The organism is Streptomyces sp. SA15, assembly GCF_002291145.1.
Lineage (GTDB): Bacteria > Actinomycetota > Actinomycetes > Streptomycetales > Streptomycetaceae > Streptomyces.
In genome coordinates this window covers 1-10724 of the sequence record NZ_NTGE01000048.1, presented here as the reverse complement: position 1 = coordinate 10724, position 10724 = coordinate 1, and the positions used below count along the sequence as shown (strand labels likewise).

The following is a 10724-nucleotide window of genomic DNA, read 5'->3' as shown; positions in this document are numbered from 1 at the left end:
CTCCGAGGCCACCTGGGGCGGGGTGCGCCTGGACGAGATCCCGCTGCCGCTGCTGCGCGCCCGGATCCTGGTCGCCGACCCCGAGGCCGACCTGTTCGCGGGCACGCTGCGCGCCCTGGTCGGCGGCTGCCGGGAGCCCGACGAGGCGGAGATCCTGCGCGCGGTGCACGCGGCCGTGGCGGACGACATCGTGCAGGGTCTGCCGGACGGGCTCGACTCGCCGGTCGACGCGCAGGGCCGCAACCTCTCCGGCGGCCAGCGGCAGCGGGTCCGACTGGCGCGGGCGCTGCTCGCCGACCCCGAGGTGCTGCTGGCCGTGGAGCCCACGTCGGCGCTCGACGCGCACACCGAGGCCGCGGTCGCGGACCGGCTGCGGGAAGCGCGCGAGGGCCGTACGACCGTCCTCACCACCACGTCACCGCTCGTGCTGGACCGAGCGGACATCGTGTACCACCTGGTCGACGGCAAGGTGGCGGCGAGCGGCAGCCATGCGCGGCTGCTGGCGGAGGACCCCGGCTATCGGTCTCTGGTGGCGCGGGACACGGACGCCGAGGAGGTCGTGGGATGAGTCAGGGACACCTCCCCATCGCCGAGCCCACCGACGTGCGCCGGGCCGCCGTACGGCTGGTGCGGGCCGACCGGCGGGCCTTCGTGGCCGTACTCGCCCTGAACGCGGCAGCCGCCGGAGCGGGGCTCGCCGGGCCGTGGCTGCTCGGCCGGATCATCGACGAGGTGCGGGCCGGGGGCGGGGCGGGAGCCGTGGACCGGCTGGCGCTCGGCATCCTGGTGTGCGCGGGGGCGCAACTGCTGCTGGCGCGCTGGGCCCGGTACCTGGGGCACCGGTTCGGGGAGCGGACGTTGGCGCGGGTGCGCGAGGGGTTCGTCGACCGGGCGCTGAAGCTGCCAGCGTCGGTGGTGGAGCGGGCCGGTACGGGCGACCTGACCGCACGCGGCACCGCCGACGTGACGACCGTCGGCACCACGCTGCGCGACGCCGGTCCCGAGCTCCTGATCAACATCGTGGAGGCGCTGTTCCTGCTCGGCGCGGTGTTCGTCATCGACCCGCTGCTCGGCGCGATCGGTGTGTTCACCCTGATGCCCATCTGGTGCGTCCTGCGCTGGTATCTGCGCCGGGCCCGCGCCGCCTACCTCGCCGAGGGGGAGGCCAACTCCCAGGTCGCGGAGATCCTCGCGGCGACCGTGTCCGGCGCCCGGACGGTCGAGGCGTTCCGGCTGGCCGAGCGGCGGATCGCGGCGAGCCGGGACGCGCTGGAGGTTTCCCGGCGCCGGCGCTTCCACACGCTGTACCTGCGCACCGTGTTCTTCCCCGTCGTGGAGGTGTCGTACGTCCTCCCCGTGGCCGGGGTGCTGCTGGCCGGCGGGGCGCTGCACGCGCAGGGAGCGGTGAGCCTGGGGTCGGTGGTGGCGGCCGCGGTGTATCTGCAGCAGCTCAGCGCGCCGTTGGACGAGATCCTGGTCCGGGTCGAGCAACTGCAGAGCAGCGGCGCCTCCTTCGCCCGGGTGGAGGGGCTGGCCCGGGCGCCCAGGGCGGACGTGACCGACTCCCCGACGCCGGACGGCGACCGGATCGACGTGACCGACGTGCACTACTCCTACGGCCGCGGCGGCGAGGTCCTGCACGGCGTGGACCTCACCGTCCGCCCCGGCGAACGGCTGGCTGTCGTCGGCCCCTCCGGCGCCGGGAAGACCACCCTGAGCAGGCTGCTGGCGGGCGTCGACGCGCCGACCTCGGGCACGGTGACGGTGGGCTCAGTGCCCGTCGTCGGGCTCGGTCCCGAGCAGCTGCGCCGCCAGGTGGTGCTGGTCACGCAGGAGCACCATGTGTTCCTGGGCACGCTCCGCGACAACCTGCTGATCGCCGAACCCGGCGCGAGCGACGAGGAGCTGTGGGCCGCGCTGGCCGCCGTCGGCGCCGAGACCTGGGTGCGGGAGCTGCCCGAGGGCCTCGACACGGCGCTGGGCGAGGGCGGTTGCCGTACGGACGGCTCGCAGGCCCAGCAACTCGCCCTGGCCCGGGTCGTGCTGGCCGACCCGCACACGCTGATCCTCGACGAGGCCACCGCCCTGCTGGATCCGACGACCGCCCGGCACACCGAGCGCGCCCTGGCCGCCGTACTCGAGGGCCGTACCGTCATCGCCATCGCCCACCGCCTGCACACCGCGCACGACGCGGACCGGGTGGCGGTGATGGAGGACGGCCGGCTGACCGAACTCGGCACGCACGAGGAGTTGGTGGCGGCTCAGGGGGCGTATGCGGCGCTGTGGGGGTCGTGGCACGGGGACGCCCGCCCTTGAGCCTCCCCTCTCCCCCCCGATCACCCGCACGCAAATGGTCCGTATAGCGGACATGAACTCCCGGACAACGAACGATTTCCGGCCAAGTTCCTGACGCGCTCCTGACAGGAACCGCGCTCTGCTGCCACTCTTCCCACGGCCCCTCCACAGCAACCCCACCTGTTCACCGCTGTGGACGCGGCCTGGGACCGAAGGGTCCCGGCTCCCGCACGTGGTTCCGCGCACCGCCCTGCTCTGCCCGGACGGCCCACCCGCCGGCCGGTCTCCCCGGCCGCGCGACCCGCGGCCCGCAGAAGGAGTCAGTGTTGAGAAGTTCCTCCCACAGACGCACCTCCCACACCCGCAATGACCACACCCGCAATGACCACACCAGCACCATCCGCCCGGCGCACCGCCGGGCCGCCGCCGTCGCTCTCGTCGGCGTCTCCGCCCTGATCGCCGCGGCCGTCCAGTCGGGCGCCGCCACCGCCGCCCCGGAGAAGGCACCGTCGGCTGCGGGCAAGGTCATACCGGGCTCGGAGTCGGTCAAGCTCACCCCCGCCCAGCGCGCCGAACTGATCCGCGAGGCCAACGCCGCGAAGGCGGACACCGCGAAGGACCTGGGCCTGGGCGCCAAGGAGAAGCTGGTCGTCCGTGACGTCCTCAAGGACGGCGACGGCACGGTTCACACGCGCTACGAGCGCACCTACGACGGCCTGCCCGTCCTCGGCGGCGACCTGGTCGTCGAGAGCACGAAGGCCGACGCCACCGAGGCCGTCGTCAAGGCCACCCGGGCCGCCATCAAGCCGGCCACCACCACGGCCGCCCTGCCCGCCGCCAAGGCCGAGAAGCAGGCGCTCGCCGCCGCGAAGGCGGAGGACGCCAAGAGCCCCGACGTCAACCGCGCCCCGCGCAAGGTGATCTGGGCGGGCGACGGCAAACCGACGCTGGCGTACGAGACGGTCGTCGGCGGCTTCCAGCACGACGGCACCCCGCAGGAGCTGCACGTCGTCACGGACGCGGCGACCGGCGAGAAGCTGTACGAGTGGGAGGCCATCGAGACCGGCACCGGCAACACGGTGTACAGCGGCACGGTCACGCTCGGCACCACGCAGTCCGGGTCGACGTTCAACCTCACCGACGGCGCCCGCGGCGCCCACAAGACGTACAACCTCAACCGCGGCACCTCCGGCACCGGCACGCTCTTCTCCGGCCCCGACGACATCTGGGGCAACGGCAGCCCGTCCAACCTGGAGTCGGCCGCCGCCGACGCGCACTACGGCGCCGCGCTGACCTGGGACTACTACAAGAACGTGCACGGCCGTTCCGGGATCCGCGGCGACGGTGTGGGCGCGTACTCACGCGTCCACTACGGCAACAACTACGTCAACGCGTTCTGGTCCGACAGCTGCTTCTGCATGACGTACGGCGACGGCTCGGGCAACGCCAACCCGCTGACATCGATCGACGTGGCCGCGCACGAGATGACCCACGGGCTCACCTCCAACACGGCCGGGCTCAACTACAGCGGCGAGTCCGGCGGTCTGAACGAGGCCACGTCCGACATCTTCGGCTCGACGGTCGAGTTCTACGCGGGCAACGCCTCCGACGTCGGTGACTACCTCATCGGCGAGGAGATCGACATCAACGGCGACGGCACGCCGCTGCGGTACATGGACCGGCCGAGCCAGGACGGCTCGTCCAAGGACAGCTGGTACTCCGGCATCGGCTCGATCGACGTGCACTACTCCTCGGGCCCCGCGAACCACTTCTTCTACCTGCTGAGCGAGGGCAGCGGCACCAAGACCATCAACGGTGTCACCTACAACTCGCCCACCGCGGACGGCCTTGCGGTCACCGGCATCGGCCGGGACAAGGCGGAGAAGATCTGGTTCCGCGCGCTCACCACGAAGTTCACGTCCACCACCAACTACGCGGGCGCCCGCACCGGCACCCTCGCGGCGACCGGTGAGCTGTACGGCACCACGTCGGCCGAGTACAAGGCCGTACAGGACGCCTGGGCCGGCGTAGCGGTCGGCGCCCGCTCCGACGGTGGCGGCGGGGGCGGTGGCGGCACCTCCTTCGAGAACGGGGCGGACGTATCGATTCCGGACAACGGAGCGGCGGTCACCTCGTCGATCACCGTGTCCGGGCGGACAGGCAACGCGCCGTCGAACCTCGCGGTGGCCGTCGACATCGTCCACACCTACATCGGCGACCTCCAGGTGCAGCTGATCGCCCCGGACGGCACGGCGTACACGCTGAAGGGGTACGGCACCGGTGGCAGCTCGGACAACATCAACACCACGTACACGGTGAACGCCTCGTCCGAAGTCGCCAACGGCACCTGGCAGTTGAGGGTCCAGGACAACGCGGCCCAGGACACCGGCCGCATCAACAGCTGGAAACTGACCTTCCCGTAAACCGCGGGTCTCGTGGGCAGGGTGCCGTCCCGGTGGTGCGAATCGCCGGGGCGGCACCCGGGGCGAAGGCCTGCCCGGCCGCCGCCCTACCCTTGTCTCCCATGTCCTTCACCTACGACGACGTCGGCGCGACCCGCCAGAGCGGCTTCTGCCCGCCGGGCTTCCACCCCCTGCACGTCCGCTCCCGCATCGGTGAAGGCAAGGAGGTCTTCCACAGAGCCGCCGAGGCGGTCCTCACCTGGGAGATGCACCGCGCGATGGGCGTCGGCATCGACGCGACCGCGGAACGGGCGGCCCCCGACGTCGACGTCACGGTCACCCTGGCCGGCATGATCAAGGCGCCTTGCCGGGTGGTCTGGACGGTCGAGGAGCCCCGCCGCGCCGGATGGGCGTACGGCACGCTGACCGGTCACCCGGAGTGCGGCGAGGAGTCCTTCGTGGTGGAGCGGACGGGGGACGGCACGGTGTGGCTGACGGTGAACGCCTTCAGCCGGGGGGCGAAGTGGTACGCGCGGGCGGGCGGGCCGGCGACGCGGGGGTTGCAGCATGCGTACGCGCGGCGGTGCGGGGTGGTGTTGCGGCGGCTGTGTGCCGGGTTGGGCGAGGACTGAGAGGTGCCGAGCGAAGCCCCCGCCCTTTCGGGCCGCAACCGCGCGCTCAGCCAGCGGCGGCGCCGAACCACTTCGGCAGCCGGCTGAGCAGTTCCCGCTGATCTTCACCGACCCATGCCACGTGGCCGTCTATACGTTGAGAGTGGCAAGGAGTGGGTACCCTCCTTGCCTTTCCCTTTGCCCAATGGGGCCCAATGGGGGGATGGGCGGTCACCGCATCAAAACCCCCGCCCCCTCCACCACATCCCCCGAGGGCACCACCACGAGCCCCAGCTCCGCACCGGACGCCAGCAGCCGGTGCGCGGGAAGGATCCGGACCGTGTAGCCGTACGGCCCCGTGCGGTCCAGGGACAGCGGGCCCTCGTACGCCCACCGGCCGTCCGCGTCCGGGCCGCCCGCCGGTTTCAGGGGGACCGTCGACGCGTCGGTGATGTGGTCCTCCTCGTCCACGCGGCCCGAGACCGCCTGGACCTCGACGTCGTCCGGGCCGAGGTCGCCGAGACCGACGCGGACTCGGACGCCCAGCGTCGTGCCCAGTTCCGCCGTGGCCGTAGCCGCGGTCGTCTCGACGTGGTCGACCGTGACGCCGTGCCAGGACGAGCGCAGGCGGGACTTCCACTCCGCCAGTTCGCGGGCGGAGTCCGGGTCCATCGTGCGGTGGGCGTGGGCCGCCGGGGCGTAGAGGCGCTCCACGTACTCGCGGACCATGCGGCCCGCCAGGACCTTCGGGCCGAGCAGGGTGAGGGTCTGGCGGACCATTTCGATCCAGCGGTCCGGGAGGCCGTGCTGGCCGCGTTCGTAGAAGCGCGGGGTCACGCGCTGTTCGAGGAGGTCGTAGAGCGCCGCGGCCTCTATGTCGTCCCGGCGGTCGGCGTCCGTGCCGGCACCGTCCGCCGTGGGGATCGACCAGCCGAAGTCCGGCTGGAACCACTCGTCCCACCAGCCGTCCAGGACCGAGAGGTTGAGGCAGCCGTTCAACGCCGCCTTCATGCCGGACGTGCCGCAGGCCTCCAGGGGGCGCAGGGGGTTGTTCAGCCAGATGTCGCAGCCCGGGTAGAGCTTCTGCGCCATCGCCATGCCGTAGTCGGGGAGGAAGACGACGCGGTGGCGGACGCGTGGGTCGTCGGCGAAGCGGACCAGCTCCTGGACCAGGCGTTTGCCGCCGTCGTCCGCCGGGTGCGCCTTGCCCGCGACGACGATCTGGATCGGGTGTTCCGGGTGGAGGAGGAGGTCCATCAGGCGGTCGCGGTCGCGGAGCATGAGGGTGAGGCGCTTGTACGACGGGACTCGGCGCGCGAACCCGATGGTGAGGACGTCGGGGTCGAGCACGCCGTCGATCCAGCCCAGCTCGGCCGTCCCCGCGCCGCGCTGCCGCCAGGACGCGCGCAGCCGCTCCCGTACCTCCGTCACCAGCTGCTCGCGCAGGTTGCGGCGCAGCTCCCAGATGTCCTGGTCGGGGATATCCGCGACCGCGTCCCAGCGGTCCGAGCCGCCGACGGTCATGGCGTCCTCGGTGCGCTGGGCGCCGATCTGCCGGGCGCCGAGCCGGAAGACCTCGGGGGCGACCCAGGTCGGAGCGTGGACGCCGTTCGTGACGGAGGTGATCGGTACCTCGTCGGGGTCGAATCCCGGCCACAGACCCGAGAACATCTCCCGGCTCACCCGGCCGTGCAGGAGCGAGACGCCGTTGGCGCGCTGGGCGAGGCGCAGGCCCATCACAGCCATGTTGAAGAGGTTGGGTTCGCCGCCGGGGTACGTCTCCATGCCCAGGTGCAGGATGCGTTCGACGTCGATGCGCGGGAGCTCGGCCTCGGGGCCGAAGTGGCGGGCGACCAGTTCGCGGTCGAAGCGGTCGATGCCGGCCGGGACGGGGGTGTGGGTGGTGAAGACGGTTCCGGCCCGGACCGCTTCGAGCGCGGAGTCGAAGTCCAGGCCCTCCGCGTGGAGTTCGGCGATCCGCTCCAGGCCGAGGAAGCCCGCGTGGCCCTCGTTGGTGTGGAAGACCTCCGGCTCGGGGTGGCCGGTGAGGCGGCAGTACGTCCGTACGGCCCTGACTCCTCCTATGCCGAGCAGCATCTCCTGGAGGAGGCGGTGCTCGCTGCCGCCGCCGTAGAGCCGGTCGGTCACCCCGCGTTCGCCGAGGTCGTTCTCCTCGACGTCCGAGTCCAGCATCAGCAGGGGGACGCGGCCGACCTGGGCCAGCCAGATCCGGGCGTGCAGCTGCCTGCCGCCGGGCAGGGCGAGGGAGACCTGGGCGGGGGTGCCGTCGGCCTCCTTCAGCTGAGCGACGGGAAGTTCGTTGGGGTCGAGCACCGGATAGTGCTCCTGCTGCCAGCCGTCGCGGGACAGGGACTGGCGGAAGTAGCCGTGCCGGTAGAGCAGCCCGACGCCGATGAGGGGTACGCCGAGGTCGCTGGCCGCCTTGAGGTGGTCGCCGGCGAGGATGCCGAGGCCGCCGGAGTACTGGGGCAGGGCGGCCGTGATGCCGAACTCGGGCGAGAAGTAGGCGACGGCGGCGGGGAGTTCGGCGGTCTGGGTCTGGTACCAGCGGTCGCCGGTGACGTAGTCGTGGAGGTCGTCGGCGACCGCGGAGAGGCGGCGCAGGAAGGGCCGGTCCTCGGCGAGTTCGGTGAGTCGTGCCGGGCGGACGCTGCCGAGGAGCCGTACGGGGTCGCCGCCGGAGACTGCCCAGCGCTCGGGGTCGACGGACTGGAAGAGGTCGCGGGTCTCCGCGTGCCAGGACCAGCGCAGGTTGCGCGCGAGGTCGCTGAGTGGCTGCAGGGGTTCCGGCAGGACGGGTCGGACGGTGAATCGACGGATCGCCTTCACTTGCCACCTCGTCAGACGTGTGGAAGGGGACGCACGGCGGTGGGCGTCCCATCGTCACTGTCGACGGTAATGGTTACTGCGGGGTCGGTGGGGGAGCGCCCGGTGTCACGATCGTTCGGACTGTCATGAACTCGAGTCGTCGGGGAGCGCATGGCCAAGTTGTTCCGAAAATCGCCGCAACCTTCCCAAGATCACCGCAACCCTCCCGCTCACCTTCGCCGATTTGGCCGGTTCCGCCCCCGCAGGCGTTCTTGTGGTACTTCACCCCGCACGAGAGGCTGCAAGTGGCGTACCGGCCCGAGCAGCCGTACTCACGGCCAACCCCGGCCGCTGTGCGCCGAGTTGAGGAGGGGGTACACAGCCATGGCACGGACGCGAACACGGCGTCTGCGCTGGGCGGGTGGGCTGACCGCGGTGTTCTGTGCCGCGGCCCTTTCGGCCATCACCCTGCCCGCGCACGCCGCACCGGAGGGGCGGATACTCGGCGCCGGAGAACCCGGCTCCGTCAGCGGAAGTTACCTGGTGACACTCAAGGGAGGAACCAAGGCCCCGTCGGCGGCCGGAAAGGACCTCGCCGAGAAGTACGGGGCGAAAATCAGCCACACCTACGGCACGGTCCTCAACGGCTACGCCCTGCAGGCGAACGAGAGACAGGCCAGGCGTCTCGCGGCCGACTCCCGGGTCGCCTCGGTCGTCCAGGACACCCGCGTCGCCCTCGACCACACCCAGAAGAACCCGCCGTCCTGGGGCCTGGACCGTATCGACCAGCGGAACCTGCCGCTGAACAAGAGCTACACCTGGCCGGAGTCCGGGGGCACCGGCGTGACGGTGTACGTGATCGACACCGGCATCCGGACCACGCACAAGGACTTCGGCGGCCGGGCTAGTAGCGGCTGGGACTTCGTCGGCAACGACAGGACCGCGAACGACGGCAACGGGCACGGCACGCATGTCGCCGGTACCGTCGCCGGCACGAAGTACGGCGTCGCCAAGAAGGCCAAGGTCGTCGCCGTACGCGTCCTCGACAACGCCGGCGCGGGCACCACCGCCCAGGTCATCGCCGGCATCGACTGGGTGACCAAGCACGCCAAGAAACCCGCGGTCGCCAACCTCAGCCTGGGCGGCTACTACAACGCCCAGCTCGACGCCGCCGTACGCAACTCCATCGCGTCCGGCGTGACATACACGGTCGCCGCGGGCAACGACGGGCTGCCGGCCGCCCTGTACTCCCCCGCCGGTGTGCGGCAGGCGATCACGGTGGGCGCGACCGACACGAAGGACGCGAAACCGGGCTTCTCCAACTTCGGTGCGGCCCTCGACCTGTTCGCCCCGGGCGTGGCGATCACGTCCGCGTCCCACACGAGCGACACCGGCCGGGCGACCTTCTCCGGTACGTCGATGGCGTCGCCGCACGCGGCGGGGGCGGCCGCGCTCTATCTCGCCGACCACCGCAAGGCCACACCGGCACAGGTCGGCTCGGCACTTGTGGCGCAGGCCGTGTCCGGAAAGGTCTCCGGGCGGGGACTCGGCTCACCGAACAAACTTCTACAAGTTCCGCGCTGACAGCGGCCAACCACCGCTCACAGACCGGTCAAAGTACCGGCACCGGCCCCGTTCGGCCCGAACGGGGCCGGTCTTGTGTGTAGACATACGCGTGAGTAGTTAACAAAGTGCCGGATTGCCCACCCGAATAGGGTGGGAAGGCTCCTCCGGTACAGCCCGCATTAGAGTCCCCAGGGACACCACGCAGGACCCACCTCCCCACAGCCATCCGCCCACCCAACGTTGACGCGGACAGGAGCGGTCATGCCCGCCACGCACCACTCGTCAGCACCTCCGACATCCCCCACCGAAGCACCCACTGTGCGCCCGGTCGACGCCGGACCGCCGGCCCTGGAGCCACCCTTCGCGGGCGCGGCCACGGCCGTCGGGCGCATACCCGTACTCGACGTCCGCCCGGTCGTCCAGCACGGACGCAGGCCCGCCAAGGCGGTGACCGGCGAGACCTTCGAGATCTCGGCCACCGTGTTCCGCGAGGGTCACGACGCCGTCGCCGCCAATGTCGTACTGAAGGATCCCGAGGGCCGGCCCGGGCCCTGGACGCCGATGCGGGAACTCGCCCCCGGCACCGACCGGTGGGGCGCCACCGTCACCGCCGGCGAACCGGGCCGCTGGACCTACACCGTTCAGGCGTGGGGCGACCCGGTCACCACCTGGCGGCATCACGCGCAGATCAAGATCCCGGCGGGGATGGACACGGAACTGGTCCTGGAGGAGGGCGCACGGCTGTACGAGCGGGCGGCCGCTGACATCCCCAAGAACGAACGTGACGTGCTCCTGGTCGCCGTCGACGCCCTCCGGGACGAGACCCGGCCCGCCGCCGCGCGGTTGGCTGCCGCGTTGACGCCGGAGGTGGACGCGGTGCTGGCCCGGCATCCGCTGCGGGAGATGGTCACCGCCTCGCAGACCCTGCCGCTGCTGGTGGAACGCGAACGCGCCCTGTACGGCTCCTGGTACGAGTTCTTCCCCCGCTCCGAAGGCACCCCCGAACGCCCCCACGGCACCT

Annotated in this window: 7 protein-coding genes; 6 read left to right on the top strand and 1 reads right to left on the bottom strand. The window is 71.6% G+C overall.

What is annotated here, in order from left to right:
• From CLM62_RS09255 to CLM62_RS09240, 4 genes are all read left to right on the top strand, one after another.
• On the top strand, positions 1–568 hold a 568-nt coding region (locus CLM62_RS09255; RefSeq protein ID WP_143658985.1), incomplete at its 5' end, for an ABC transporter ATP-binding protein.
• Positions 565–2316, top strand: coding sequence for an ABC transporter ATP-binding protein (locus CLM62_RS09250; protein WP_095749368.1), 1752 nt, complete (start codon positions 565–567; stop codon positions 2314–2316). The genes CLM62_RS09255 and CLM62_RS09250, both read left to right, overlap by 4 nt.
• A 302-nt stretch (positions 2317–2618) precedes the next feature.
• The gene (locus CLM62_RS09245; RefSeq protein WP_257003758.1) at positions 2619–4718 is read left to right on the top strand and encodes a M4 family metallopeptidase; all 2100 of its coding nucleotides are present in this window, start codon (positions 2619–2621) and stop codon (positions 4716–4718) included.
• Positions 4719–4819: 101 nt separating this feature from the next.
• Positions 4820–5329 (top strand): DUF1990 family protein, encoded by a 510-nt coding sequence (locus CLM62_RS09240; protein ID WP_095749367.1) that lies wholly within the window; start codon positions 4820–4822, stop codon positions 5327–5329.
• 210 nt (positions 5330–5539) lie between these two features.
• Here CLM62_RS09240 and CLM62_RS09235 read toward each other — a convergent pair whose 3' ends face one another.
• Positions 5540–8158, bottom strand: coding sequence for a glycosyltransferase family 1 protein (locus tag CLM62_RS09235; protein WP_095749366.1), 2619 nt, complete (start codon positions 8156–8158; stop codon positions 5540–5542).
• A gap of 363 nt (positions 8159–8521) precedes the next feature.
• Here CLM62_RS09235 and CLM62_RS09230 point away from each other — a divergent pair, with 363 nt between their 5' ends.
• Positions 8522–9721 carry a S8 family peptidase gene (locus CLM62_RS09230; protein WP_095749365.1) on the top strand — a complete coding sequence of 400 codons (1200 nt, stop codon included), beginning with the start codon at positions 8522–8524 and terminating at the stop codon, positions 9719–9721.
• Between the two features lie 243 nt (positions 9722–9964).
• A partial coding sequence (locus tag CLM62_RS09225; RefSeq protein ID WP_143658983.1) for a maltotransferase domain-containing protein occupies positions 9965–10724 on the top strand: 760 nt, incomplete at its 3' end.